This is a genomic window from Micromonospora sp. NPDC023814, assembly GCF_040639595.1.
GTDB lineage: Bacteria > Actinomycetota > Actinomycetes > Mycobacteriales > Micromonosporaceae > Micromonospora.
Map to the genome: position 1 here is coordinate 100,224 of NZ_JBFAAF010000015.1, position 26,805 is coordinate 127,028.

General features: G+C 74.8%; 19 protein-coding genes. 9 read left to right on the plus strand and 10 right to left on the minus strand.

The window, feature by feature from the left end; all coding sequences use genetic code 11:
• Positions 1 to 32: 32 nt before the first annotated feature.
• Positions 33 to 3,992 (minus strand): type VII secretion protein EccCa, encoded by a 3,960-nt coding sequence (eccCa, locus tag AB0G14_RS11260; protein ID WP_357696122.1) that lies wholly within the window; start codon positions 3,990 to 3,992, stop codon positions 33 to 35.
• 101 nt (positions 3,993 to 4,093) lie between these two features.
• Here eccCa and eccD point away from each other — a divergent pair, with 101 nt between their 5' ends.
• Positions 4,094 to 5,494: a type VII secretion integral membrane protein EccD gene (eccD, locus tag AB0G14_RS11265; protein WP_357696124.1), complete on the plus strand. Its 1,401-nt coding sequence runs from the start codon at positions 4,094 to 4,096 to the stop codon at positions 5,492 to 5,494.
• A 34-nt stretch (positions 5,495 to 5,528) separates the two neighbouring features.
• Here eccD and AB0G14_RS11270 read toward each other — a convergent pair whose 3' ends face one another.
• Positions 5,529 to 6,035, minus strand: a complete 507-nt coding sequence (locus AB0G14_RS11270; RefSeq protein ID WP_091107853.1) for an inorganic diphosphatase — start codon at positions 6,033 to 6,035, stop codon at positions 5,529 to 5,531.
• 385 nt (positions 6,036 to 6,420) lie between these two features.
• Between AB0G14_RS11270 and dacB the strand changes: the two genes are divergently transcribed.
• The 3 genes from dacB (at position 6,421) to tilS (ending at position 10,062) form a co-directional block, all read left to right on the plus strand.
• Positions 6,421 to 7,905: a D-alanyl-D-alanine carboxypeptidase/D-alanyl-D-alanine-endopeptidase gene (gene dacB, locus AB0G14_RS11275; RefSeq protein WP_357696163.1), complete on the plus strand. Its 1,485-nt coding sequence runs from the start codon at positions 6,421 to 6,423 to the stop codon at positions 7,903 to 7,905.
• 83 nt (positions 7,906 to 7,988) lie between these two features.
• Positions 7,989 to 9,059, plus strand: a complete 1,071-nt coding sequence (locus AB0G14_RS11280) for a zinc-dependent metalloprotease (protein WP_357696127.1) — start codon at positions 7,989 to 7,991, stop codon at positions 9,057 to 9,059.
• A gap of 10 nt (positions 9,060 to 9,069) precedes the next feature.
• Entirely contained in the window at positions 9,070 to 10,062 is a 993-nt protein-coding gene (gene tilS / locus AB0G14_RS11285) for a tRNA lysidine(34) synthetase TilS (RefSeq protein ID WP_357696129.1), read from the plus strand.
• A 15-nt stretch (positions 10,063 to 10,077) separates the two neighbouring features.
• Here the strand turns inward: tilS and AB0G14_RS11290 are convergent, their stop codons facing one another.
• Positions 10,078 to 11,037, minus strand: coding sequence for a helix-turn-helix domain-containing protein (locus AB0G14_RS11290; protein ID WP_357696131.1), 960 nt, complete (start codon positions 11,035 to 11,037; stop codon positions 10,078 to 10,080).
• Between the two features lie 150 nt (positions 11,038 to 11,187).
• On the opposite strand from AB0G14_RS11290, the gene AB0G14_RS11295 reads away from it, so the two are divergent.
• From AB0G14_RS11295 to folE, 4 genes are all read left to right on the plus strand, one after another.
• Positions 11,188 to 11,325: a hypothetical protein gene (locus AB0G14_RS11295; protein WP_357696133.1), complete on the plus strand. Its 138-nt coding sequence runs from the start codon at positions 11,188 to 11,190 to the stop codon at positions 11,323 to 11,325.
• Between the two features lie 100 nt (positions 11,326 to 11,425).
• Positions 11,426 to 12,001: a hypoxanthine phosphoribosyltransferase gene (hpt, locus tag AB0G14_RS11300; RefSeq protein ID WP_350686506.1), complete on the plus strand. Its 576-nt coding sequence runs from the start codon at positions 11,426 to 11,428 to the stop codon at positions 11,999 to 12,001.
• A gap of 430 nt (positions 12,002 to 12,431) precedes the next feature.
• Positions 12,432 to 14,462 (plus strand): ATP-dependent zinc metalloprotease FtsH, encoded by a 2,031-nt coding sequence (ftsH, locus tag AB0G14_RS11305; RefSeq protein ID WP_357696136.1) that lies wholly within the window; start codon positions 12,432 to 12,434, stop codon positions 14,460 to 14,462.
• 38 nt (positions 14,463 to 14,500) lie between these two features.
• Positions 14,501 to 15,166, plus strand: a complete 666-nt coding sequence (folE, locus tag AB0G14_RS11310; RefSeq protein WP_357696165.1) for a GTP cyclohydrolase I FolE — start codon at positions 14,501 to 14,503, stop codon at positions 15,164 to 15,166.
• A 229-nt stretch (positions 15,167 to 15,395) separates the two neighbouring features.
• Here the strand turns inward: folE and AB0G14_RS11315 are convergent, their stop codons facing one another.
• Together AB0G14_RS11315 and AB0G14_RS11320 are read right to left on the minus strand one after the other, a co-directional pair.
• A complete protein-coding gene (locus AB0G14_RS11315) occupies positions 15,396 to 16,157 on the minus strand; it encodes a hypothetical protein (RefSeq protein ID WP_357696138.1) in 762 nt (253 codons plus the stop codon).
• The gene (locus AB0G14_RS11320) at positions 16,154 to 18,712 is read right to left on the minus strand and encodes an FtsK/SpoIIIE domain-containing protein (RefSeq protein WP_357696140.1); all 2,559 of its coding nucleotides are present in this window, start codon (positions 18,710 to 18,712) and stop codon (positions 16,154 to 16,156) included. The genes AB0G14_RS11315 and AB0G14_RS11320 overlap by 4 nt, the downstream gene beginning before the upstream one ends.
• Positions 18,713 to 18,907: 195 nt before the next feature.
• On the opposite strand from AB0G14_RS11320, the gene AB0G14_RS11325 reads away from it, so the two are divergent.
• Complete coding sequence (locus AB0G14_RS11325; RefSeq protein ID WP_357696142.1) at positions 18,908 to 19,471, plus strand: hypothetical protein; 564 nt, start codon at positions 18,908 to 18,910, stop codon at positions 19,469 to 19,471.
• Positions 19,472 to 19,475: 4 nt separating this feature from the next.
• Here AB0G14_RS11325 and AB0G14_RS11330 read toward each other — a convergent pair whose 3' ends face one another.
• Genes AB0G14_RS11330 through AB0G14_RS11350 form a run of 5 tightly spaced genes read right to left on the minus strand, consistent with a single transcriptional unit; the run spans position 19,476 to position 26,795 of the window.
• Positions 19,476 to 20,078, minus strand: a complete 603-nt coding sequence (locus tag AB0G14_RS11330; protein WP_357696144.1) for a hypothetical protein — start codon at positions 20,076 to 20,078, stop codon at positions 19,476 to 19,478.
• A gap of 13 nt (positions 20,079 to 20,091) precedes the next feature.
• On the minus strand, positions 20,092 to 21,261 hold the full coding sequence (locus tag AB0G14_RS11335; RefSeq protein WP_357696146.1) for a M23 family metallopeptidase: 1,170 nt from the start codon (positions 21,259 to 21,261) through the stop codon (positions 20,092 to 20,094).
• Positions 21,258 to 21,815 carry a hypothetical protein gene (locus tag AB0G14_RS11340; protein WP_357696148.1) on the minus strand — a complete coding sequence of 186 codons (558 nt, stop codon included), beginning with the start codon at positions 21,813 to 21,815 and terminating at the stop codon, positions 21,258 to 21,260. The genes AB0G14_RS11335 and AB0G14_RS11340 overlap by 4 nt, the downstream gene beginning before the upstream one ends.
• Positions 21,812 to 23,755 (minus strand): MFS transporter, encoded by a 1,944-nt coding sequence (locus AB0G14_RS11345; RefSeq protein ID WP_357696150.1) that lies wholly within the window; start codon positions 23,753 to 23,755, stop codon positions 21,812 to 21,814. The genes AB0G14_RS11340 and AB0G14_RS11345 overlap by 4 nt, the downstream gene beginning before the upstream one ends.
• A gap of 1 nt (position 23,756) precedes the next feature.
• Positions 23,757 to 26,795, minus strand: coding sequence for an ATP-binding protein (locus AB0G14_RS11350; protein WP_357696167.1), 3,039 nt, complete (start codon positions 26,793 to 26,795; stop codon positions 23,757 to 23,759).
• Positions 26,796 to 26,805: the final 10 nt, after the last annotated feature.

Sequence of the window (26,805 nt, forward strand, 5' to 3'; positions counted from 1 at the left end):
CGCGGCCTTGCGGGGCGATCCGGGGACACCCGTCACGGCGACGGCAGATACGCCAGCTGGACCAGCCGTACGCCCTCGCGCCGGGTGACGAGCCGGCCGCGCCCCGGGGGCAGCGGCCCGGGCCGGACCGGACCGACCAGCGCCCCCTCGTCCGGGCTGCCCGCCATCACCAGCCCGGCCGTGGACAGCTCGCGGAGACGCTGCACGATCGGCTCGTACTGGGCCCGGCCGGCGCCGCCGGAGCGCCGGACGAGCACCAGGTGCAGCCCGACGTCCCGGGCGTGCGGCAGGTGCTCCTCCAGCGCGCGCAGCGGGTTGGCCGGCCCGCCGGCCACGAGGTCGTAGTCGTCCACGAGCACGAACAGCTCCGGCCCGGACCACCACGACCGCTCCCGCAGTTGCGCGGGGGTGACCTCCGGCCCGGGAGCCCGGCCGTGCATGTAGCCGGCGGCCGAATCGATCAGCTCGGTGGTGTGCGCCGCGGCGGAGCCGTACCCGATCAGGTGCGGGGCCTCGGTGAGGTCGGACAGGCTGCGCCGGTAGTCGACCAGGATCACCCGGGCCTGCTCGGGGGTGAACCGGGTGATGATCGAGGTGGCCAGCGCGCGCAGGAACGACGACTTGCCGCACTCGGCGTCGCCGAAGACCACGAAGTGCGGCTCGGTGGCGAAGTCCAGCACCACCGGGCGCAGGTCCGCCTCGGCGATCCCGACCGGGATGCGCAGGCCGGTGGTCGAGGTCAGGTCCAGCTCGGCGTACGGGAGCACCGGCGGCAGCAGCCGCACCGGGGGCGCGGCCGGCCCCGTCCAGCTCCCGGCGACCTGCTTGACGAGATCGGTGGTGTCCCCGCCGGAGGCGGCCAGCTGGGGCAGCGCGGTGAGGAAGTGCAGGCTCTCCGCGGTGACGCCCCGGCCGGGGGTCTTCTCCGGCACGTTCGCCGCCGCCCGGCGGGCCACCAGCGAGTCGGACGGGTCGCCGAGGTGCAGCTCCAGCCGGGAACCGAAGAGGTCCCGGATCGCCGGCCGGAAGTCCAGCCAGCGCACCGCGGTCGCCACCACGTGCACCCCGTACGACAGGCCGCGGGTGGCCAGGTCGGTGACGAGCGGCTCCAGGTCGTCGTACTCGCCGCGCAGGGTGGCCCAGCCGTCCACCACCAGGAACACGTCGCCGAACGGGTCGGCGCCCGGCTGGCCGGTGCCGGCCGCCGCGGCCCGCCGCTGCCGCCAGGCGGCCATCGACTCCACGCCCAGCTCGGCGAAGCGGCGTTCCCGGTCGACCAGCAGGGTGGCGATCTCGCCGACCGTACGCCGGACGGCCGTCGGGTCGGCGCGGCCGGTGACGCCCCCGACGTGCGGCAGGTCGCGCAGCGCGGCCAGCCCGCCGCCGCCGAAGTCGAGGCAGTAGACCTGCACCTCGGCCGGGGTGTGGGTGAGCGCCAGCGCGCAGATCAGCGTGCGCAGCGCCGTCGACTTGCCGCTCTGCGGCCCGCCGACGACCGCGACGTGCCCGGCGGCGCCCTCCAGCGACAACCAGAGCAGGTCGCGGCGCTGCTCGAAGGGCTTGTCGACCACGGCCACCGGCACCTGCAACGCGCCGTGCAGCTCCGGGTTGCCGAAGGCGAGCCCGCGCGCCGGGTCGGTGGCGACCGGCCCGAGCAGCTCGTCCAGTGCCGGCGCCCGCCCGAGCGGGGGCAGCCAGACCTGGTGCGCGGGCGGGCCCTGGCCGGCCAGCCGGTCGACCATCAGCTCCAGCAGGCTCCCGGTGTCGCCCTCGTCGGCCGAGGCGGGCAGGGCGGGCGGCCCGACCGGCTCCGGCTTCGGCACGAGGTGCGTGGAGAAGGCGAGCAGGCGCGGGACTCCCGCGCCGCCCGCGCCCGGTGCCGCGCCGCGCCGGCGGAGCGCCCCGGAGACGTACGCGGCCTTGAACCGCACCAGCGGCTCGGTGCCGAAGCGCAGGTAGCCGTGCCCGGGGGAGCGGGGCAGTTCGTGCGCGTCCGGCACGCCGAGCACCGTCCGGGACTCCAGCGCGGAGAAGGTCCGCAACCCGATCCGGTACGACAGGTGGGTGTCCAGTCCGCGCAGCCGCCCCTCCTCCAGCCGCTGCGAGGCCAGCAGCAGGTGTACGCCGAGCGACCGGCCCAGCCGGCCGATCTGCACGAAGAGGTCGATGAAGTCGGGCTTGGCCGAGAGCAGCTCGGAGAACTCGTCGCAGATCAGCAGCAGCGACGGCAGCGGGGCGAGCGGGGTGCCGGCGGCGCGGGCGCGTTCGTAGTCGCGCAGGCTGGCGAAGTTGCCGGCCCGGCGCAGCAGCTCCTGGCGCCGCACCAGCTCGCCGTTGATCGCGTCGACCATCCGGTCGACCAGCGGGAGCGCGTCGGCCAGGTTGGTGATCACCGCGGCGGTGTGCGGGAGCCGGTCGAAGGAGGCGAACGTGGCGCCGCCCTTGAAGTCGATCAGCACGAAGTTGAGCTGCTCCGAGCTGTGCGTGGCGGCCAGCCCGAGCACCAGCGTGCGCAGCAGCTCCGACTTGCCGGAGCCGGTCGCCCCGATCAGCAGGCCGTGCGGTCCCATCCCGTCCTGCGCCGACTCCTTGAGGTCCAGCTCGATGGCGCCGCCGTCGGCGCCCACCCCGATCGGCACCCGCAGCCGCTCCCGGGCGGAGCGGGGCGCCCAGCCCTGCTCGGCGGTGAAGCCCTCCGGGTCGCCGAGACCGAGCAGCTCGGGCAGGCCCGGCTCGGCGCCCGGCGGGGCGTCCGGGCCGCGTACGGCGGTGGCCAGCCGCAGCGGGGCCAGCCGCCGGGCGATCGCCTCGGCGTCGACCGGGTCGAGCCGGTCCGCCGTGCCCACCTCGGCGTGCCCCTCGGCCGAGTGGGAGTGCAGCCGGCCGTGACGCAGCTCCAGCAGCAGCGCGAACCGGTCGAGCAGGCGCGGCGGCGGGGTGTCCAGGTCGATCACCGTCACCGCGTCGATGCCGCCGTCCCCGGTCAGGTCGGTGGCGCCGGTCAGGTCGCCCCCGTCGAGCACCACCACCACGTGCGGGCCGTCGGTGGCGGGCCCGGCCGGGCTGAACCGGGACCGGCTGGCCAGCACCTCGTCGAGCAGCCGTTCCAGCTCGGCCGCCGCGCTGGTGACCAGCCGCACCGGGCCGAGGGCGTCGGTGCGGGTGGGGTGGCGGGCGTGCGGCAGCCACTTGACCCACTCCCAGGCGGCCTGCCGCTCCGGCCCCGCGCAGACCGCGACGAGCAGCTCGTCCGGGGCGTGGAAGACCGCGAGCTGGGCGAGCATCGCCCGGGCCAGCGCCTGGCCGGCCGACCCGTCGCCCGGACCGCCGGTGGCGTCCCGGACGAAGACCCGGGCGAAGCTGCGCAGCGAGAGTGCCACCGGCAGGTCGGGCACCACGGAGTACGCGTCCAGGAACCGGCGCAGCGCGCCCGCCGTCATCGGCTCCAGCTCCTCCAGCGGGCGGGTGACCGGCGGGACCAGCGGGGTCGCGAGGGTCTGCGGGCCGACGGCGACCCGGACCACCGCGAAGTCCGGGTCGGCGGGACGCCGTTCCCAGACCCGGTGGCTGTCGACGGTCGACCAGAGCCGGCCGGGATCCGGGTGCCGGTAGTAGAGCCCGGCGCGCTGCTGCCCGGCGGTGTGCCGGACCCGACGCCGCAGCGCCGTCAGGTGCCGCAGGTACTCCCGCCGGGCGGCCATCATCTCCGACTTCTTCGGGGTGCCCGAGGCGCTGCCCCACGAGGTCACCAGCATGGCCAGCGAGGAGAGCCCGAACATGCCCCCGACCACGTACGAGTACGCCCCGCCGCCGCGACCGAACATCATCGCCATCGCCACCGTGCCGCCGAGCATCGGCAGCACCATCAGCAGCTGCTGCCAGCGCCCGCCGGTGACGGCGGGGATCTCCGGCGGCGCGTCCACCGGCAGCTCGCCGACCGGGATCTCCGGCGCCGGACGTCGGGGTGGCCGCTTGATGACGACAGTGGACACTCGACCTCCTGACAGCGCTCGGTGACCCGAGCCCGACACATGGTAGGTAAAGTCCTGTCGTCCGCGCAGCCACCAACCCCGTTCGATATGGAGGCCGGTCGATGACAATCGGGTTGGCCCGGGTCACCATCAGCGCCCCCCAGCGACGGGTCGACGTCGCCCTGCCCGAGCAGGTGCCCCTGGCCGAGCTGCTGCCCGAGGTGCTGCGGCACGCCGGCGAGGGCCTCGCCGACGACGGCGAGCGGCACGGCGGCTGGGTGCTGCGGCGCACCGACGGCGCGGTGCTGGCCACCGCGCAGGCGCTGCTGCCGCAGGGCGTCCGCGACGGGGAGGTGCTGCACCTCGTGCCGGCCCGCGCGCAGTGGCCCGAGCTGGAGTACGACGACGTGGTCGAGGCGATCGCCGACGGGGCCCGGCGGCGCGGCGGCGCGTGGTCGCCCGCCGCCACCCGGGCCGCCGCCCTGGCCGGGGCGGCCGTGCCGCTGGCCGTCGGGCTGCTCGCCCTGGCGGCCGGCGGGCCCGGGCACCGGGCCGGCTGGCCGGCCGCCGCCGTGGTGGCGCTGCTGCTCACCCTCGCTGGGGTGGTGGCGTCCCGCGCCCACGGGGACGCCTCGACGGGCGCGACCCTCGGCGGCTACGCCCTGCCGTACGCGGCCGTTGCGGGCGCCCTGGCGGTCAGCTCCGGCGACCCGGTCGGGCCGGTCGCCGGCCTGCGCTGGCTCGGGGCGCCCGAGCTGCTGGCCGGCTCGGTGGCGCTGCTGCTGGTGTCGGTGCTCGGGCTGGTCGGCATCGCCACCCGGCTCCGGGTCTTCGTGGCCGGCGCCACCGCGGGGTCCGCCGGCGCGCTGGCGGCGCTCGGCGGCCTGCTGCTCGACCCGGCCGGGACGGCGGCGGTCCTGCTCTGCGTGCTGGTCCTTGCCGTGGGGGCGGTCCCGCTGCTGGCCATCCGGCTCGGCAAGGTGCCGCTGCCCCCGATCACCCTGCCGACCGGCGAGCCGGGCGACGCCGACCGGGCCCGGGACCTGCCCGACCGGGACCGGGTCTACGCGGCGGTCGCCCGCACCGAGGAGATGCTCACCGGGATGCTGCTCGGGCACGCCGTGCTGGCGGTGGCCGCCGCGCTGGTCCTCGGCCTCTCCGGCGGGCTGGCCGGCCGGCTGCTGGTGGCGGTCGCCGCGACCGTGCTGCTGCTCCGCTCCCGGCTGTTCGTGGCGCTGCGTCACCGGGTGCCGACCGTGGTCGCCGGCCTCGCCGGGTATGCCGTGCTGGGCGCCGTCCTCGCCGAGCGCTCCGGTCCGGCCGGTCGGCTCGCGCTGGTCGTCGGCGGGCTGGCGCTGGCCCTGCTGGCGGTGGCCGCCGGCACCACGTACGCCCGCCGTCCGGTCTCCCCGTACGTCGGTCGGGTCGCCGACCTGGCCGACACCGCCCTGGTGGTCTCCGTGGTGCCGGTCGCCTGCGCGGTGCTCAACCTGTACGAAAGGGCCCGGGGGCTGCTCGGCTGAGCGGCCCCCGGGCCCGTCGACGTCCGGTTCCGGATCAGTGCGTGGACTCGCCGCGCTCCTCGGCCTCCTTGGCGCGCCGGTACGACGCCGCGATCTCCGCCTCGGCCTCCTGCCGGCCGACCCAGGTGGCGCCCTCGACCGACTTGCCCGGCTCGAGGTCCTTGTAGACCTCGAAGAAGTGCTGGATCTCCAGCCGGTCGAACTCGCCGAGGTGGTGGATGTCGCGCAGGTGCTCCTGGCGCGGGTCCTCGTAGGGGACGCAGAGGACCTTGTCGTCGCCGCCCTTCTCGTCCGTCATCCGGAACATGCCGATGGTGCGACACCGGATCAGGCAGCCCGGGAAGGTGGGCTCGGGTACCAGCACGAGCGCGTCCAGCGGGTCGCCGTCCTCGCCCAGGGTGCCCTCGATGAAGCCGTAGTCCGCCGGGTACTGCGTGGAGGTGAAGAGCGTGCGGTCCAGCCGGATCCGGCCGGTCGCGTGGTCGACCTCGTACTTGTTGCGGTGGCCCTTCGGGATCTCAACCGTCACGTCGAAATCCATCTGCACGCTCCCTCGTTTGCCCACGCTGGCTAACGGAAACCAGCGGCACGCCGCTCCCGTCGGGTGAATGCCCACCCGCCGGCTCCGGCCGCCGCATAGTGTTCGGACCGAAGTAGTGTCACCCAAGCAGATTTCGCGGGGGGAGGAGGGGGTCGTGGGGAGGGAAGATTCACACTACCGTCCGGAGGCCGATGCTGGACGGGGTACCGGGCGATCTGCTTCCGGCGGGGCCACCGGGCGGTTCCCGGTGCCCGACGCCCACCTTCCCCGCACGCCCGGGTTCCCCGGCGACGCCGGCCCGGCTGCGTACGGCCAGCCGCCCCGGCCCGGGCCGACCGACCTCTGGACCGCCGCCGCGACCCGCCCCGCCGGCGGGCCGCCCGACGTGGGCGGGCCGCCCCCGGCCGCGCCCCCGGCGCCCGGCCCGGCGCGCCGCCGGGTCCTGCCCGTCGCCCTGGCCGTGGTGCTCGTGCTCGTGCTCGCCGCCGTCGGGATCGCCGTGGTCCGACCGGGCCCCGTCGCCGACTGGCTGGGCGACGAGCCGGCCGAGCAGAGGGCCGCGCAGGCGGCGGAGCCGGCGCCCGTGGCGGTGCTGTCCGGCGCGGACGCGAACGCCCCACTGCCCACCCCCGAGGGGGTACGCGCCGCGCTCGCCCCGCTGGTGGGCGTGTCCGCGCTCGGCGACCGGGTCAACGTCTCGGTGGCCGACGTGGCCACCGGCCAGCCGCTCTTCGGCCGGGGCGAGGACGACGGCACCGTGCCCGCCTCGGTGACCAAGCTGGTGACCGGGGTGACGGTGCTCGCCGCGCGCGGCCCCGCGTACCGCATCCCGACCCGGGCGGTCGCCGGCCCGAACCCCGGCGAGGTGGTGCTCGTCGGCGGCGGCGACCCCACGCTGGCGGTCGACAAGAAGGGCTTCTACCCCGGGGCGGCGCGCCTCGACGACCTGGCCGGCCAGGTGCGCACGGCGCTCGGTGGCACGGAGCCGACGAAGGTGACGGTCGACTCGTCGCTCTACTCCGGCCCCGTCCACGAGCCGGGGTGGGACGAGGACATCCCCACCGGCGGTTACGGCGGCGCGATCACCGCGCTGATGACCGACGGCGCCCGCAGCGACGTGCCGCGCGCCAAGAAGGACGACGCGGCCGGCAACCACTGGGCCGAGCGGGTGGCGCAGCCCGACCTCGCGGCCGGTCGGGCCTTCGCCCGGCTGCTCGGCGTGCCGGCCGACACGGTGAAGCGCGGCACCGCTCCCGCCGCGGACGGCGGTGCCGCCACCGGCACGCCCGGGCCCGGCACCGAGCTGGGCAAGGTGGAGTCGCTGCCGATGGTCCGGCTGGTCGACATCATGATCAGCGACAGCGACAACATCATCGCCGAGGCGCTGGCCCGTCAGGTCGCGCTGGCCCGCAACGAGCCCGCCTCCTTCGAGGGCGCCGGTGCGGCGATGGACGCGGTGGCGGGGGAGCTGGGCCTGCCGGCCGACGAGCTGTCCCTCGCCGACGGCAGCGGGCTGTCGCGCAGCAACCGGATCAGCCCCTCGCTGCTCACCGACCTGATCACGCTCGCCGGCAACGGCAGCCGCCCCGAACTGGCCGCGATCTTCGGCGGTCTGCCCGTGGCCGACTGGTCGGGCACCCTCGCCGACCGGTACGGCACGGCGGCGACGAAGGCCGGCGCCGGGGTGGTCCGGGCCAAGACCGGCACCCTGACCAAGGTGCACGCGATCGCCGGCGTGGTCAGCACCGCCGACGGGCGGCTGCTCACCTTCGCGGTGCTCACCGACGCGGTGCCGCCGGACGGCCTGGAGGCCGCCCGGGTGGCGCTGGACCGGATCGGCGCCGCCCTGGCCGGCTGCGGCTGCCGCTGACCGGACAGGGCAGCGCGCGACCGGCGTCGATCACGCCGACGCGAGCCCGGGCCGGGGTGTCCCGGCGCGGGTACGGTGGGTGCATGGCGCAGTTCGTGGACTGGGATCTGGCCGCCGCGACCGCGGGGGCACTGGGCAAGTCGGGCCCCCGGGTGTCGTACGCCGAGGCCACCGACGTCGTCGGCGACCTGCGGCGGCTGACCGACGAGGCGGCGGGGCACGTCGCCGACTACACGGGGCTGCGCTCGCAGGTGTCGCACCCGCCGGTGCGGGTGGTGGACCGCCGGGACTGGGCGGCCGCCAACATCGCCGGGCTGCGCGAGGTGATCACGCCGCTGGTCGGCCGGCTCACGAAGGACAAGCAGCCCGGCCCGCTGACCGAGGCGATCGGCTCCCGGCTGACGGGCGTGCAGGCCGGCACCGTGCTGGCGTACCTCTCCGGCCGGGTCCTCGGGCAGTACGAGGTGTTCTCCGCCGACCCCGGGCAGTTGCTGCTGGTCGCGCCGAACATCGTCGAGGTGGAGCGGAAGCTGGAGGCCGATCCCCGCGACTTCCGGCTCTGGGTCTGCCTGCACGAGGTGACCCACCGGACCCAGTTCACCGCCGTGCCCTGGATGCGGGCGTACTTCCTCAGCGAGGTGCAGGCCTTCGTGGACGCGTCGTCGAGCGGCGGCGAGCACCTGCTGGAGCGGCTGCGCCGGGGCGTGGCCACCCTCGCCGAGGCGGTGCGGGACCCGGAGAGCCGCACCAGCGTGCTGGACATCGTGCAGACCCCGGCGCAGCGGGCCGTGCTGGACCGGCTCACCGCGCTGATGACCCTGCTGGAGGGGCACGCCGAGTTCGTCATGGACGGCGTCGGTCCGGAGGTGATCCCGAGCGTCGAGCGGATCCGGGCGGGCTTCAACCGGCGCCGGGAGGCCGGCAACCCGCTGGAGAAGGCCATCCGCCGGCTGCTCGGCGTGGAGGTCAAGATGCGCCAGTACGCCGAGGGCCGCAAGTTCGTGCACGGGGTGGTCGACCGGGTCGGCATGGACGGCTTCAACAAGATCTTCGGTTCGCCGCTCACCCTGCCCCGGCTGGAGGAGCTGGGCGACCCGGACGCCTGGGTGGCCCGGGTGCACGGGCCGGTGGGCCCGGTCCAGGCCACGGGCTGACCGTACGCCCGTGGCCGCGCTCTCCCCGCCGGTGGCGGCGATCCGGGTGGCGGTCCGCCGCGCGCTGGCCGACCTGCCGCCCGGGGGCCCGGTGCTGGTCGCCTGCTCGGGCGGGGCGGACTCGCTCGCGCTGGCCGCCGCGACCGCGTTCGTGGCACCCCGGGTGGGTCGCGCCGCCGGCCTGGTGACGGTCGACCACGGCCTCCAGGAGGGCTCGGCGCAGCGGGCCGCGGCGGTGGCGGCGTGGGCCCGCGAGATCGGCCTGGCGCCGGTCGAGTCGGTGCGGGTCGACGTCGCCGGGCGACCGGGCGGGCCCGAGGCGGCCGCCCGCGAGGCCCGCTACCGGGCGCTCGCCGAGGTGGCCGGCCGGTACGGGGCGGCGGCGCTGCTCACCGGGCACACCCGCGACGACCAGGCGGAGACGGTGCTGCTCGCGCTCGCCCGCGGCGCCGGCCCGCGCGGCCTGGCCGGGATGCCAGCCCGGCGGGACCTCGACGGGGTGCCCCTGCTGCGCCCGCTGCTGGAGGTCGGCCGGGAACAGACCCGCAAGGCGTGCGCGGTGCTCGGGCTGAGCCCGTGGGAGGACCCCCACAACGCCGACCCCTCGTACGCCCGTGCCCGGGTGCGGGCCGACGTGCTGCCCGCCCTGGTCCGCGCGCTCGGGCCGGGGGTGCTGGACAACCTGGCCCGGACGGCCCGGCTGGTGGCGGCGGACAACGCCGTCCTCGACGAGTTGGCCGTCGCCGCGCTGGCCGACGTCCGTCACCCCGACGGAGGGCTCTCGGTGGGTGCCCTGGCCGCCCTCTCGCCGGCGGTGCGCGGCCGGGTGCTGCACACCTGGGCCCGGGAGCTGGGCGCCCCGCCTACCGCCCTGTCGCACCGGCACGTGACCGCGCTGGACACGTTGGTCACCGGCTGGCGGGGGCAGGGGGCGGCGTACCTGCCGGGCGGACTGCGGGTGGTCCGCCGCGACGGCCGGCTCACCCCCGCCGTCCCCCGCTGACGGGGTTTGGGCGGCTCAGACCCCGACCCGGTCGCGGAAGGTGGCCCGGTAGGTCTGCGGCGTGGCGCCGACGCGGCGGGTGAAGTGGTGTCGCAGCGCCGCCGCGTCGCCGAAGCCGGCCCGGTCGGCGACCGCCTCCACGCTGAGCCGGGTCTCCTCCAGCAGCCGGCGGGCCAGCAGCACCCGCTGGTTGGTCAGCCAGTCGTGTGGCGTGGTGCCCGTCTCGGCCCGGAACCGCCGGGCGAACGTGCGCGGTGCCATCCCGGCCCGGGCGGCCAGCTCGTCCACGGTCACCGGCCGGTCCAGGTGTCCCATCAGCCACTCCAGCACCGGCTCCAGGGTGGCCGCCTCGGGGGTCCTCGGAATGGGGGCCTCGACGTACTGGGACTGCCCGCCGTCGCGGTGCGGGGGGACCACCATCCGGCGGGCCAGCCGGGTGGCCGTCGCCGAGCCGTGCTCCTGGCGGACCAGGTGCAGGCACGCGTCGATGCCGGCCGCCGTGCCGGCGCTGGTGATGAGGCGGTCGTCCTGCACGTAGAGCGAGTTGCACCGGACCTTCGCCGTCGGGTGGCGGCGTTGCAGCTCGTCGACGTACCGCCAGTGGGTGGTGCACTCGCGGCCGTCGAGCAGGCCGGCCTCGCCCAGCACGAACGCTCCGGAACAGACGCTGAACACGTACGCCCCGCGGTCGGCGGCCCGGCGCAGCGCGTCGAGCACCGGGGCCGGCACCGTGGAGCCGTGCTCGTGGGCCGGCACGGCGACCAGGTCCGCGTCCTCCAACGGCCCGAGGTCCGCGTGCGGGGTCAGTTGGAAGCCCGACGTGGTGCGGACCGGCCCGCCGTCGGGGCTGCACACGTGGAACCGGTAGCCGGGGAACCCGTCGGCGGTGCGGTCGGTGCCGAAGACCTCGGCGAGGACGCCGAGCTCGAACGCGGCGACCCGGTCCAGGGCGAGGACGGCGACCGAGCTGAGCATGTGACGAGGGTAACCGCACGGGTGGCAGGAAATCGAGGGGGAGTGGCATTTCTGCCACTGTCCGGCCTGTCGTGCTCGGCACAGACTGGGTGCAGCCCGGTGCGCACCGGCGGCGAAACCAACAGCAATCGTGCGAAAGCGAGCGCCGCCATGGAGTTCCTGTTCTTCCTCGTCTTCTTCCTCCTCCTCGCCGTGGCCTCGGCCGCCGGCCTCACCGCCGACAGCCGGGACTCGGCCGACTGGAAGCCGACCGACGACGGCCGCCGCTGGCGGTCGCGTACCTGCTGAGGTGATTGGTGGCCTTCGCGTCATTCATCCCGTGCGGGACCGCTCCAAAAGGGGCGGCCCCGCCGACGGAGGCCATCCGGCGTACGGCAGGCTAGGAGCCATGGCTGACGGCTCCTGGTACGACGCCGACATCGACCACGTGATCATCTCCGAGGCGCAGATCCGCGAGAAGACCGCGGAACTCGCCAAGCAGGTCTCGGCGGACTACGCCGACGTCGATGACGGGCTCCTGCTGGTCTGCGTGCTCAAGGGCGCGGTGATGTTCATGGCCGACTTCGCCCGGGCGCTGGGCCGCAACGGACCGCCCGCCGAGCTGGACTTCATGGCCATCTCCTCCTACGGCCAGGGCACCACCTCCTCCGGCGTGGTCCGCATCCTCAAGGACCTGGACCGGGACATCGCCGGCCGGCACGTGGTCGTCGTCGAGGACATCGTCGACTCCGGCCTGACCCTCTCCTGGCTGCTGCGCTACCTGGAGTCCCGCTCGGCGGCCAGCGTCGAGGTCGTCGCGCTGTTCCGCAAGCCGGACGCGGTCAAGGTGCCGGTGCCGGTGAAGTACGTCGGCTTCGACATCCCCACCGAGTTCGTCGTCGGCTACGGCCTCGACTTCGGCGAGCGCTACCGCGAGCTGCCGTACGTCGGTGTGCTCAAGCCCGAGGTCTACGCGCGGGCCTGAGCCCCTCTCGCATCGGCGTCCATCGAGCGGACGTTCAGCGGGCTCTCAGCCAGTCGGACTACGGTATAGGTCGGTGGCGTGGAGGCATCCTCCACGCCCGACCCCTCGAACCGCGGGACCGGGCGGTCGGGCGGCCGGGCGCGGAGCTCCCGTCACGTCGGCTGGACCCGGTTCGCCCGACGCGCAGCTGCTGGGCTCGCGAGCTCGCTCCGCGCGCGCACGATGTTCCGTTCGTGCGCGACTGCGGGGCTCGCAAGCTCACTCCTCGCGCACACGGTGTACCGTCGAATGACCGCGGCGCGGCAAAGTTCGCGCCTCGGGGTCGAGCCGGCCCGCACGGCGGCTCCGGCCGCCGCCGCAGGCGGCGACACCATCAGACGGTCAGGACGTCGATCAGGAGGATGCGGGCGCCTCGGCGCTCGACAACAGCATGGAACGTACGCGTTTCTTCCGCCGACCGGTGGTCTGGATCATCCTGGTCATCCTCGGCGCCGTTGTGCTCAGTCAACTGTTCACCGCTGGTCCCAGCTACCACCGGGTGGACACTTCCGTTGCGCTCGACCAGCTCAACACCGGCAAGCCCGCGATCAAGAAGGTCGTCTTCCAGGACAAGGAACAGACGATCCAGCTCGACCTGGCCGAGAAGACCAAGTTCGGTGACACCACCACCGACCGGATCGAGGCGCAGTTCCCCTACGAGGTCGGCGACGAGGTCTGGAACGAGGTCCTCGAGGCCAAGGCCAACAACCGGGTCACCGGCCCGGCCGACGCCAAGGTGTCGTCCGACAGCATCTGGGTGAGCCTGCTGGTCAACCTGCTCCCGATCGCCCTGCTGGTGCTCCTGCTGCTCTTCTTCATGTCGCAGATGCAGGGCGGCGGCTCCCGGGTGCTCAACTTCGGCAAGTCCAAGGCGAAGATGATCACCAAGGACACGCCGAAGACCACGTTCGCGGACGTGGCCGGCGCCGAGGAGGCCGTCGAGGAGCTGCACGAGATCAAGGACTTCCTGCAGAACCCGGCGAAGTACCAGGCCCTGGGCGCCAAGATCCCGAAGGGCGTGCTGCTCTTCGGTCCGCCCGGCACCGGTAAGACGCTGCTGGCCCGCGCCGTCGCCGGCGAGGCCGGGGTGCCGTTCTACTCGATCTCCGGCTCCGACTTCGTCGAGATGTTCGTCGGTGTCGGCGCGAGCCGGGTCCGGGACCTCTTCGAGCAGGCCAAGGCGAACGCCCCGGCGATCGTCTTCGTGGACGAGATCGACGCCGTCGGCCGCCACCGCGGCGCCGGCATGGGCGGCGGCCACGACGAGCGTGAGCAGACCCTCAACCAGCTGCTCGTCGAGATGGACGGCTTCGACACCAAGGGCGGGGTCATCCTGATCGCCGCCACCAACCGGCCGGACATCCTCGACCCGGCGCTGCTGCGCCCGGGCCGCTTCGACCGGCAGATCCCGGTGGACGCCCCCGACATGGAGGGCCGCAAGGCGATCCTGCGGGTGCACGCCAAGGGCAAGCCGTTCACCCCCGACGTCGACCTCGACGCGGTGGCCCGGCGTACCCCCGGCTTCAGCGGCGCCGACCTGGCCAACGTGATCAACGAGTCCGCGCTGCTCACGGCCCGCAAGGACCAGCGGGCGATCACCAACGACTCCCTGGAGGAGTCGATCGACCGGGTGATCGCCGGTCCGCAGCGCCGGACCCGGGTGATGAGCGACCAGGAGAAGAAGATCACCGCGTACCACGAGGGTGGGCACGCCCTGGTCGCCTGGGCGCTGCCGCACGCCGCGCCGGTGCACAAGGTGACGATCCTGTCCCGCGGCCGGTCGCTGGGCCACACCCTGGTGCTCCCCACCGAGGACAAGTACACCCAGACCCGCGCCGAGATGGTCGACACCCTGGCGTACGCGCTGGGTGGCCGGGCCGCCGAGGAACTGGTCTTCCACGAGCCGACCACCGGCGCCGGCAACGACATCGAGAAGGCCACCCAGCTGGCCCGCGCGATGATCACGCAGTACGGCATGAGCTCCAAGCTCGGCGCGATCAAGTACGGCACCAGCGGCGACGAGCCGTTCCTCGGCCGCAACATGGGCCACGAGCGGGACTACTCCGACGCCGTCGCCGCCGAGATCGACGGCGAGATGCGGGCGCTGATCGAGCTGGCCCACGACGAGGCCTGGGAGATCCTGGTGGAATACCGGGACGTCCTGGACAACATCGTGCTGGAGCTGATGGAGAAGGAGACCCTCTCCACCGCCGACATGGCCCGGATCTGCGCCCGGGTGGCCAAGCGGCCGCCGATGGCGCCGTACAACGGCTTCGGCAAGCGCCAGCCCTCCACCGAGCCGCCGGTGCTCACGCCGGCCGAGAAGGAGGCGCTCAAGGTGCAGGCCCAGGCCGACGGCGCCCAGGCGACTGTCGGCGGCACCACCTCGACCAGCTCGAACAACTCGGACGGTACGCACTGAGCACCGACCCGACGGCCAGTTCCCGGGACGACCGGGGACTGGCCGTCTCCGCGACCGAGCCCGACGGCGACGACGGCCTCGACTACGTGGCCGCGCGCCTGATCAGCGGCAAGCTCACCGGCCGACCCGTCGAGGACACCGTGGACCTCGGGCGGATCGAGAAGGCGGTACGCGAGATCCTCATCGCCGTCGGGGAGGACCCGGACCGCGACGGGCTCCGGCAGACCCCGGCCCGGGTGGCCCGCGCGTACGCCGAGCTCTTCGCCGGCCTGCGGGTCGACCCGGCCCAGGTGCTCAGCACCACCTTCGAGGCCAACCACCAGGAGCTGGTGCTGGTCCGGGACATCGACGTGATGAGCCTGTGCGAGCACCACCTGCTGCCGTTCCGGGGCAGCGCCCACATCGGCTACATCCCGGGGCCGGACGGCCGGATCACCGGCCTGTCCAAGCTGGCCCGGCTGGTCGAGGTCTTCGCCCGCCGGCCGCAGGTCCAGGAGCGGCTCACCTCGCAGATCGCCGACCTGCTGATGGAGCGGCTCGCGCCGCGCGGCGTGGTGGTGGTGCTCGAGTGCGAGCACATGTGCATGGCGATGCGCGGCATCCAGAAGTCGGGTGCCCAGACCATCACCTCGGCCGTGCGGGGCACGCTCCAGCACGACGCCAAGTCGCGGGCCGAGGCGATGGCGCTGATCATCCCCCGCTGACCGCGACCGACCCGGCCGGCCGGTCGACCCACACCCCGGGCCGGCCGGCCGCTCGCCTGTCCGGACGCCGCGCGGCGGCCCCGCTTAGCCGACGGGCATCGCGAGTCGGGTTTCCGAGGCGCGCGTGACGGCTCCGCTCAGCCGGCCAGCATCTTGCCTTTCCGGGCCGCGTGACGGCTCCGCTCAGCCGGCCAGTATCTTGCCTTTCCGGGCCGCGTGACGGCTCCGCTCAGCCGGCCAGCATCGCGAGCAGCAGGCCCGCGCTGACCAGCACCGCCGGGACCAGGCACACCAGCGCGCCGAGCCGGGCGGTGCGGTCCACCCGGCCACCCTCCCCGGCCGGGAAGAGCCGCCCGACGCCGAGCCAGCCCGCCGCGAACGCCACCGCCGGCATCGGCAGCCCGCAGAGCAGCGCCGCCACACTCGCCGCCCCGGGACCGGTCGCCACGAACAGCGCCACCTGGATCAGCGGCACCAGCAGGGCCAGCGGCGCGTACAGCAGCAGGTTGCGCGGGCGCGCCGGCCAGGCGGCCAGGCGGGGCAGGCCGCGCGCGGCGAGCGTGGCGTCCGCGGCGTCCGCGCGGCCGCGGGCGGCGCGGAGCGCGGACAGCACCGCGGCCGGCCCGCCCGCCATCGACCTGGCCGCCTCGGTCAGCTCAGGCGGCGTCGGGACCAGCGAGATCGGTGGTACGCCCCGCTCGCGCAGCCGGGTCTCCTGTGCGGCGAGCCGGGTGCGGACGGCGGTCAGCTCCTCGCGGGCAGCCTGCACCGACCGGGCCTGCTCGCCGGCAGCGGTGGCCGCGTCCCGGCGTACCCCGTCGAGTTGCCGGGCGGCGGCGAGGTAGTCGGTCCACGCGACGGACACCGGGTCGCCGCCCGCGACGGCCCCCGACGGCGCCGCCGCGTCGGGCCCACCCGGCGGCGGCCCGGCGGCGGACCGCTGGCGTCCCGGCCCGGCGTGCGCCGGCCTCCGCGCCCCACTGCGGGTCATGTCGGCTCTCCCTGCTCCGCGAAGGGAACCAGCACCGTGCCCTGCTCACCCGGTGAGTCCCAGAGCACCGCCCGGCCCGGACGGGGCCGCCACTCCACCGGCCGGCCGAAGACCGACGCGAGCTGGGCGCCGGGCAGGTCCACCACCGCCACCGCCGCGAGCTTGTCGACCTCGCCGTCGGGCTCAAGCAGCGCCGCGAAGGACGGCGCCGTGCGCCAGCGGCCGAGCAGGTGCCGCCCGGCGGGCGGACCCTCCCGCAGCAGCGCGCGCAGCCGCTCCGGGGGCAACTGCTCCGGCGACGGCACATCCAGGCCGAAGACCACCAGGTACGCCGGCTCGGCGGCGTCCACGGCGGCGAGCAGGCCGGCGGCGTCCACCGTCTCGACCGGGTGCCGCCCGGCCAGCTCGGCCGCCAGCGCGTCGGCCAGCGGCCGGCAGTCGTCGTCCGGCGCGGCGAGCACGAAGCGGGCGGTCCCCGGCGCGTGGTGGGCGGCGGTGCTGCGCGCCGCCGTGGCCAGCAGCCGGGCCGCTTCCGGGCCGGGGCCGAGGACGGCCAGGTTGCGCCCCGGCGCCGGCCCCAGCGGCACCGCGACCGTGGTCCGGGGCACGTCCACGGCCCGGCCCAGCAGGGCGGCGGGGCCGGGCGCCCGCCCGGCCAGCGCGGCCCGGTGCCGCGGATCGTTGCGCAGCAGCGGACGGGCGTAACCGGCGAAGACCACCGGCGGGGCGGACCCCTCCGGTCGCGCCGACCAGAGCCGCTGCCGCAGCTGCCCGACCGTGTCGGGATGGTCCTGCGGGTCCGGGAAGCGGACCATCCGCTCGTGCCCCCGGATGGCGCCCCGGGGCCCGCCGAGCCCGCCCGCGGTGTTCACGACCGCGCTGCCCACCGGCAGCCCCGCCGCCGAGTCGTTGGTCGGCTCCAGCACCGCGCTCCCGCCGGGCAGCGCCACCCGCACCGGGAACTGCCCCAGCACCGAGTCGCGGTCCGTACGTGAGCCCAACCCCAGGTCGCCCTCGCCGGCCAGCACCAGGTGCACCCCGTACGCGCGCCCCGTGCGAGCCAGCGTGTCCAGCCGGGCGGCGGCGTCCACGGCCAGCCGGTCCCGCTCGGCGAAGAGCAGCGGAAGATTGTCCAGCACGCAGACGATCCGGGGCATCGCCCGGTGCTGCCGCAGCTCGGCGAAGCGCTGCCCGCCCGCCCGGCTGCCGGCCTCCTCGCGGCGGCGCACCTCCGCCGTCAGCTCGTCGAGCAGGCTCAGCACGTACTCCCGGTCGGCCGCCATCGCCGCGGCCCGGACCTGCGGGATCCACGACCGGTCCCGCTCGGTCTGGAGGAACTCCACGAAGGACTCGGCGTCGGCGAGGTCCACCAGGTAGAGGGCCAGCTCCTCGGGACCGTACCGGGCGGCCAGGCCGAGCAGCGCCGTGGTGAGGAAGGTGGACCGGCCCGCGCCGGAGCGGCCACTGACCAGCCAGTGCGGGGTCAGCTCGGTGAACCCGAGCGACACCGCCCGCCCGCCCGCGTCGCCGACGGTCGTCGCGAGCCCGTCGGCCGCGGTCGCCGTCCACAACTCCCCGTCGGGCGGCGGCAGCAGGCCCGTCAGGGCCAGCCGGGAACCCGCCTCGACCTGCGCGGCCAACCGGCGACACACCGCGTCGACGAGGTCGCCGGGCGGATCCGGCTCGACGAAGACCGGCGAGTTCAACCCGCCCGGAGGCTCCGCGCCGGGGCCCGCGAACGACCCGCCCGGCGGATCACCCAGCAGCGCGTACGCGTTGCGGATCGCCAGCGTGGTCGCCTGCGGCAGCGGGGCACGATCGGCGTACGGACCCGCCGGGGGCCAGCCGGCCACCACCAGGTGCAGCCCGGCGGACCGGCCCTGCTCGGCCAGCGCTTCCACCCGGGCCAGGTCGGTGGGGCCCGTCAGGTCGGGCAGCGCCGCGATCACCAGCAGCAGCGTCCGGTCGTGCCGGCGACGCCCGCTCGCCCCCGGGGCCACCCACTGCTCGGCCTCGGTGAGCACGGCCCGCAGGCCCGCGACGTCCACCGCCGGGGGCGGCAGCAGGCCCGCGTCGGCGAGCGCCGCGAACGGCTCCAAGGTCGCACCCGTCGCGTCCACCCCGCGGACCAGCAGCGCCCCGGCCGGGGTCGCCGCCAACAGCCGCAGCAGTACGGCCCGGAGCATCCCCGCCACCCGGGGATCCCGGGCGTCGGCGTCCACGGCGAGATGCCCCGTGCCGAGCAGCGGCACCAGCGCCGGGAAGCGCGCGTCGTCCAGCGGCGCCGCCGTGCCGACCCGGACGAAGGCGGGCGGCCCCTCGCCGGCGGGTGCGGTCGGGGCGACCGTCTCCAGGGAAGCCCCCGCCCAGCCGGGAGCCAGCACCGCCGCCGCGGACCGTAGGCGGTCGGCCAGCTCGTACTGGCGGTGCTGGTCGGCGGGAACGGGACGGGTGTCGTCGAGGATGCCGGCGGCGGCGGTCGCGGTGGCGGCGGCCTGCCGGTGCAGTGCGGCGGCGCGGTTCGTCCGTGCCTTCGGACCGGTCACCGCGTCCACCCCCTCTGTCCGAGGTTGGCAACCCCTCCCCGCGCAGAGACGGTAACCCAGCCGGAGCGGCTCGTCCGGGATGCGCGGCGGCGCTGCGCCGGTGTTGTCGTGGATCTCACCAATGGGGAGTGGTCCGTCACGATCCGCTGCATCTGGGGCATTGGGTCTCCGGCGCCCAGCCGCTAGCCTCAGAGGGTGGAATCAGTGCAGCCCCCCGCCGGTTCCCAGGTCTCCCGCGTACCGGCGCAACGGCCCCCCTCCGACCACCTGGCGCCGCCCTCGCCGGCCCCGGCGCCGGAGCGGCCGAGGCGACGGGCGCGCACTGTGCTCACGGTCGTCGCGAGCATCCTCGCGGCGCTCTGCCTCGGTGGCGTGGCCGCCGGGTACGTCCTCTACAACCGCGCCGCCGCCCCGGACCGCAGCGCGCCCGACGTGGTGGTGGACAACTACCTCCGGGCGTTCCTCGTGGATCGCAACGACACCCGCGCCGAGCTTTTCACCTGTCAGGAAGACACCGGGCTGAGCACGTTGTCCGGCCTGCGCAAGGAGATCGAGCAGCGCGAGGCCAACTTCGGTGTCGTGGTGCGAGTCAGCTGGGGACCTCTCACTCGGACCGAGACCGGAGAGGGTGAATCGGTCGCCACAACTCTCTCCATCTCCAGCTCTGCCAACGGGCAGCCGCGTAGCAGTCGCCGAGAGGACTGGGTATTCGACGTGATGGATGGCGAAGAAGGATGGCGGGTTTGTGCTGGCCGGAAAACGGCCTGAGCCGTCACTCGATCCAGAGCAGGTGGACCGGGACCTCCAGTGTGGTCGGTGACTGGCCCCGCCATGCCCAGCGGTACCACTCGACTTCAGGCGTGACCCGCACGCAGATGTCCCCGTCGGCGCCCGAGTAGGTCTCGGTGACCGCCCGCAGGTCCCGGTGCTCGACAGATTCCACGACGTGTACGACCCGGCGGCCGGTGACGGCGTCCGCCTCGAAGACCGGGGCCGGCACACGGTGCGCCGGGGCGTCCAGGGAGACGAGACGGACGCCCGCCTCACGGTCCATCGACGTGTCCGGCCGCCGGTTCCCCACCGTCTCCACCCAGACCCGCTCCACCGGGACCAGCGGCGCGAACACCTCCACCTGGTCGGACTCCGCCCGGTACCACTCGTGCTCGGGGATCACGGGGACGTAGGTTCGGCTGCCCTGCACCACCCGCTCGTCGGCCCGCAGGTCACCACGCCAGCCGAGCCCGGGCAGGCCGACCAGGACCCGCCGCCCGCGCAGCTCGACCCGCCCGGTGGCCGGCACGATCTCGATCGGCCGGGGCGGCCGGGGGGCCCAGTCGGGCTGGTCGGCGAACGGGTCGGGGAGCGGCTCGTTCATGACCGCTGGCGCCTCACGCCGCGCCCTTGAGCGGCGCACCCCGCGACCGCATGAACGGCACCGGGTTGATCGCGCCCCGGCTGCTGCGATCCTCGTCCTTGTGCACCTCGAAGTGCAGGTGCGGGCCGGAGGAGTTGCCGCTGCTGCCCACCTCGCCGATGACCTCGCCGGCTTGGACGGTCTGGCCGACGGAGACCCGGGGCTTGCTCACCATGTGGCAGTAGCGGGTGATGAACCCGCCGGCGTGCAGGACGTCGACGAACCAGCCACAGCCGCCCTTGTCCGGCCAACCGTCGGCGTCGCAGCTGAGCCGTCCGCGATTGTCCGGGTCGCAGCGGGAGACCAGGACGCGGCCGGTGGCGGCGACCCGGATCAGGGTGCCCTTCGGGGCGGCGATGTCGACCCCGTTGTGCCCGGGCCGGCTCGCCGTGCGGAAGCCCGACCCGACGCCGCCCGGGATGGGCGCCGTCCAACCCGAGGCGGCGATCTCCCCGCCGGCGGCGCGGTCACATGCCTGCTTCCCGCCGACGAGCACGGTCCGGGCCGCTCCACCGGCCAGGGCGTTGACGATCTGCGAGGCGACTTCCTCGTGCTTGGCGTAGGCGTCCGGGAAGGCGCTGATCTGCACCGCCTGGGCGGCCCGCGTCAGCGGCATCCGCTCCCAGCCGGGTACCTTGACCAGCTTCTCGTAGAACTTCCGGGCGGCGTACTCGGGCGTCATCCGCTGGGCGACGCTGCCCCAGCTGGCCCGCTGCTGGAAGAGGCCGACAGAGTCGTGGTCGGCCCCCATGCCCTCGTTGGGCAGGTTCTCGGATTCGCCGACGGTCGAGTTCGCCAGGTTGCGCAGCCGGGACTCCTGCATGGCGGTCGCTACGGCGATGACCCAGCCGCGCGGCGGCACCTTCATCTCCTGCCCGACCTTGATGATCCGAGCGGCGTTGCGGAGTTCGACTTCGCCGTACTGGGACATTCGGGGCATGCTGCCCTGGATGTCGACCCGGAAGTCCTCCGTGCAGTCCAGGCTGGCCGACACCATCCGGTCATCCGCGTCACCGCCGAGTTCGGTGAGGAAGAAGGCGCCTGCGCCGCCGGTGCAGCAGAGCAGCGCGAACGTCGCGGTCAGCGCGGCGGCCAGGGCGCCGAGCCGGAGTTGTCGAGGGCGCGGTCGGGTCTCGTCGCTCATTCCTGCTCCCAGTCCACCGCGTCCACCAGCCACCGCCCGTCGGGCGCCACCAGTTCGAGGCGGAGCCGGCCCGCGTCGAGCGGGACCACCACCTCTACGAAGTTCTCGGTCCGGGGCCGGAGCGTGACGTCACCGTTGACCTGCCCGGCCGGCACCCCCGACGGGTCGGCGCCCGCCAGTTTCTCGGTCAGCGCCGGAGTCGACAGGGGACGCAGCCCCTCCTGCCACTGGTCCGCCGTGACGCCCGGCTTGCCCAGCCACGCCGCGACGAAGCGCTCGGCGATCTCCTCCGGCGTGGGCTCGCCCGCGCGGGTGACCGGGGACGGGGGAGCGCCCGTCGAGAACGCCCCGTCGTCACCGGCGGTCGGGGCGACCGTGGTGATGGGTCGGCTCGGACGGTTGCTGAGCCCGTCCGCCGGGTCGCCGGGACCGGAGACCAGCCGGGCCGCCCCGATGACCCCGAACACGACCACGGCGAGAGCGAGCGCGATGCCGAACCGGGACCGTAGCACCCGGGTGACGAGGAATTCGACGGCTCGACGCACCGCACTCACCGCGCCTCGGAGCGGATCCGCGGCGCGGGCCGTGCCGGCTCACGCTCGGCCGAGTCCGGACGGTAGATGACGAATGACGGGTTCTCGTCGGGCACGTCGGGCTCGGTCCAGGCGGCTGGCTGGCGTCGACGAGGCCGGGGCGCGACCGGGCGGGGAGTCTCCCGCTCCGCGGTTTCCGGTGCCTCGGCGGCCGACTCGCGGCCGTCCGGCCGCTGCCGCTCCTGATCGCCACTCGTGCGGGCGTGCGACGGGTCCTCCCGGCGGGCCTCCGGCCGCAGGGTGCTCTTCTCCGCCACGACGGCGCGACGCCGGCCCATCGCCGGCTCGGCCGTACCGCCGGGCTCCGCCACGTCGAGCCGGGCGGCCGTGCGCATGTCCCGGAAGAAACGCCGGTGCCAGGAGCCGGCCGAACTGACCGCCTCGCTGCTGTCCTTGCCGCCAAGCTGGGTGATCCGGCGGTAGGGACGCAGGAGCAGCCAGCCGACCACACCACAGAGCCAGACCAGCACCACCTGGAGCCAGCCCGGCAGCGTCGGCGTGCTCATGATCAGGTCGACGGCGAAGAGATAGATGGCGGCGCCGGTGCCGAAGATGGCGATGTTGAAGACGGCGGCGACCACCGCGTTTCCCAGTCGGCGCAGCCCGGCGCTGGCCGGCCGCAGCAGGCCCACCGTGCCGAGGATCGGCGCGGCGATCACCGCCCAGCGGAAGATCAGGAATCCCAGCAGCACCAGCAACGAGGCGGTCAGGTCGAACATCGCGAAGAGCACGGCCGCGAGCACCGCGATGAATCCGGCCCCGATCCGGTCCATGTCCCGGACCCCTTGGAGGTACTCGTACGCCTCCGGGTCCTCGGTCTCGATCTGCTGCGCCACCCTGGCCCACTGCTGCTGCTTCGCCTTGATGGTGGCCTCGCGGGTGGCCGGATTCGACCGGAGCTTCGCCGCCTCCTCCCACGAGAGCGACTTCGCGTCGTACAGGGCCGGGCCGTACTTCTTGGCGGTCTCGCTGTCGGCCGAGCCGAGTGCCCCCCGCAGCCAGTTGCGGTAGAGCATGGCCTCGGTCGCTGTGTCACTGGCCCGGACGGCGGGCGGACGGTTGTCCTTGCACGCCTCGGGGTTCGGGTCGTCGCACTGGCTGGGTGGGGTGTCCTTGGAAGCCGGGCCGACAGCGTCGTGCACCACGCCCAGGGTGGTGACGAGGGTGCCGTCGGCGATGTTCGCCGACTTGACGGGCCAGGCGGCCAGGGCGGTCACCGCCACCATCACCAGCAGCGCCCAGCCCGCCGTGGTCATCGCGTTGCTCATGTCGGACTGGCGGGAGCGCCAGAGCAGGTAGAGACCGACCACGCAGAGCGTGACGATGCCGAAGACGCTGAACACCTTCTGGTAGACGGCCTTGGTCGCCTGGTCCACCAGCGGGTCCGCCCAGCCCCACATCGAGCGCGGATCCCAGGCGCGCTCCCGGAGCGCGTTCGAGGCGCCGACGATCGCCGTGGCCATCATGAACTCGCCGTTGGCCACCGTGTTGGTGAACTTGTAGTCCGGGTGTAGCACCGCAGTCGCGCAGCCGCTGTCGACGTCGTACGTCGAGTAGCTGTAACCGGCGTAGCCGTAGTCGCTGTAGAAGCCCTTCGGGCCCGGCTTCGTGGCCGACTCCGGACGCGAGGCGAACCAGCCGGCGAGCCCGGAGTCCGGGGCGCCGGGGGTCGGGGCGTTCCGGCACTTGACGTCGTCCTCGGCGACTTCCTTGAGCTTGGCGACGCAGGCGCGGAAGTCGGCCTGCCACTCCGGCGTGGTGCAGAGGTCCGCCGAAGCCTGGGCGGTCAGCGGTGCCGGGGCGGCCGCGGCGGCGCCGAGGGCCGGCCAGCCGATCGTGGCCCCGGCGAGTACGCCGAGTGCGAGAAGGAACGCCGCCAGCCGTGCCCGGGCCCCCGCCATGTCACGCCTCCAGGTTCGGCAGGACGGCCGGCAGTACCCCGGCGGCCGCGGCGATCGCGGCGGGAGTGGTGTCGAGGTGGTCCAGCAGCCCGTCGACGTACGAGACGTCGACCCGGACCTTCTGCACCCGACCGTCGACGTCCCGCATGACGAACTCGCGGAAGCCGAGCCGGGCGGCGGAGGTCGCGTCGGCGGTGGAAAGCGAGGCGAGGGTGGCCTCGTAGCCGTCGTCGACCGGCACCCGCAGCAGGCGCAGCGCTTCCGAGGCGATCTCCGCGTCCTCGGCGATCCGGCCGACGAAGACGGTCGAGACCAGGTTCTGCACGTCGAGGCCGAGGATGTCACGCGGGTTCTGCGAGGCCACCAGCGCGGCGAGGTTCCACTTGCGGGAGTCGCGGGCTAGCCGGACCAGGAAGGAGCGGCCGGAGCGCCACCCCTCCATGAAGTGCGCCTCGTCCAGGCCGACGAGCTTGCGGGACGACATCGACCCGCCGTAGCAGCGGCGTACGGCCAGCCGGTGCGCCGTGTGCAGCATCGGCAGGGCGAGCGCCTCCTCGGCCGACCAGTACTCCCGCTCGATCTTCAGGTCGGGCAGCCGCAGCCCGGCCATGGTGATCACGGTGAGCGCCGCGTCCGCGCCGAGCAGCCCCTCCGGCGGCCGGCCGAAGAAGAGCATGGCCAGCGGCATCTCGGCGGTGTCCAGCAGCAGGTTTGCCAGTTCCCTGCCGGCGTCGTCGTCGAGTTGACTGAGGCAGGCGACCACGTCGTCCAGGGTGGAGGTCTCCTCCGCCGGCACCTGGCGTACGGCATGCCGGAACAGGGTGGCGGTGGACGCCTCGCGGGCCACCTGCGGCGGCACCAGCATCATGCAGATGTCCTGTACGAGCATCCGCCGCTCGGCCCGGGCGTTGGAGACGGCGATCTCGAACTCCCGGTCGCCCGCCGCCCCGCTGCCGAACTCGGTGCGCAGCGGGGTCGGGATCAGCGAGTACGGCGCCAGGGTGCCGTGCTCGGAGCCGGTCAGGTTAAGCACCCGCGAGTACGGCCGCAGCTCGGGCATGGCGCACAGTCGGGCCAGCGGGCCGGACGGGTCGAGCAGCGTCACCTGGACGCCGCGCCGGGCCGCGAGGTAGCCGAGGGCGCCGAGCAGGGTGGACTTGCCGCCGCCCGGTTCGGCGACGAAGACGGCGAGGCCGGAGCGTTCGCGTACCTCCATCGGGAAGTGCAGGTCGAGGAAGACGGGCCGGCGGCAGGTGCCCGCCGTCCGCCCGATCAGGTCGCCGCGCCGGTCGCCGACCGTGGAGGCGGCCTGCGGGAGGGCGGCGGCGAGCAGGTTGACCGGCATCCGCCGGACGTAGCCGGTGTTGGCGATCGGCTCGCCGGGGATGAACTCGCGGGCCAGCCAGTCCTGGTTCTTCGGGTGTTGCAGCGAGATGCGCAGCTCCCGGGAGTAGAGCTGGATCAGCCGCCGGGCCCGCTCCAGGCACTCCTCGCGGGTCCGCCCGCCGACGGCGATCCGGTGCCAGCCGTGCGCCCGGGCGGAGTCGACCGGCAGGCCGGTCGTCATCTCGTCGCCGATCACCAGGGCCCGCTTGGCCAGCCGCTCCAGCTCGGGCGGGGCGTCGATGCCGTGTTCGGCGTAGTCGAGCTGCTGGGAGCGGATCATCCGGAGCCGGTGCTCGAGGTTACGGAAGGAGTCGCCGGAGCCGAGGATGTCGACCCGGGTGGAGAGCTCCATCGGCCAGGGCAGCCGCTCGTGGAAGTGCAGCCAGGGCTCGTGCCGCTCGGGGATCTCCAGCGGTTCCATCCGGCCTACCGCCAGCACGGCGACGTGCCGCTCCTCGCCGGTCATGCGGTTGACCAGCTTGACGGTGGAACCGTACGGGGTGCGGTAGCGCTCCACCTGCTCCGTGAGGGCGAGCAGGTCGCCGCGTTCCCACCGGCCGTCGGTGATCGGGGAGAGCCGGCCGGGGGGCGCCATGCAGAGCGCCACGGAGCGGTAGAGCAGCCATTCCAGCTCCTGCGCGGTGACCCGTCGCCCGCGCATGCCGAACGCGCCCAGCACCTCGTCGAACTGCTCGACGGTGCGCCCGAGCTTGCGGCGCTCGCCCTCGGCCACGCCGCGACCGAAGGTGCGCAGCAGGCGTTCGGTGAGCGAGTCGCCGAGGGAGCGGCGGGCGAAGGTGACGCCGAGGTAGGTCTGCCCCTCGGCGTGGTTGACCGAGAGCAGGTGCCGCTGCGCGGCCACCAGGTGGTCGGCCCAGCCGGCGGTGCCCGGGACGTCGGGCAGCGGGGACCGGGTGTGCGCGTCGATGGTGCGGGCCCACTCGTCGGCCGGGAAGGGCCGGGTGGTGCGCCGCAGGTGCAGCCGGAAGCCGGCCAGGCCGGCGTACTGCTCGGAGATCGCCGAGAGCAGCGCCTCCCGCTCCGCGTCCGGCCGGAACGCCCAGCGCACCTCCGGCAGCCAGTACCAGGCGGTGACGGTGTTCGGGGTGAAGGTGAGGTGGCCGGCGATCTCGGTGATGGCCAGCTCGACTGCCGGGTCCCGGTCGCCGAACTTGATCTTCGGCGGCTTGACGCGGACCGGCTTGGTGGGCTGGTTGCGCCGGCCGGCGGAGCGCTGGCGCGGCGGCGTCACGTCCCGCCCCGTGCGCTCCGGCAGCCGCTCCCCGGCTCGCCGCGACGGCCGCTCCGGGGGCGCCGGGTCGAGTGGCGCCGGTGGGGGCGGCGGGGTCACGCCGGCCGCCGCCTCGTCCGCCGGTGGGCGGAGCGTCGGCAGCCGGTCCCCGGGCTGGTGCGGCACCCGGACCGCCCGGGCCGGCGGCTCGTGGGCGACCGTCGGGGGCTCGTACGCGGCGGCGCGTGGCTCGTACGCGACGGCCGGCTGCTCGTACGCGACGGCCGGGGGTTCGTACGCGACGGCCGGGGGTTCGTCGTCGGCGTCCGCCGGCGGCGGCCGAGCCGGCGCGGGGCGGGCCGCCGGGGCACCCGATTGCTCAGGCCCAGCCAGATCAACACGCCGCCGGTGCCGAGGGTCCAGAGGTTGGCCT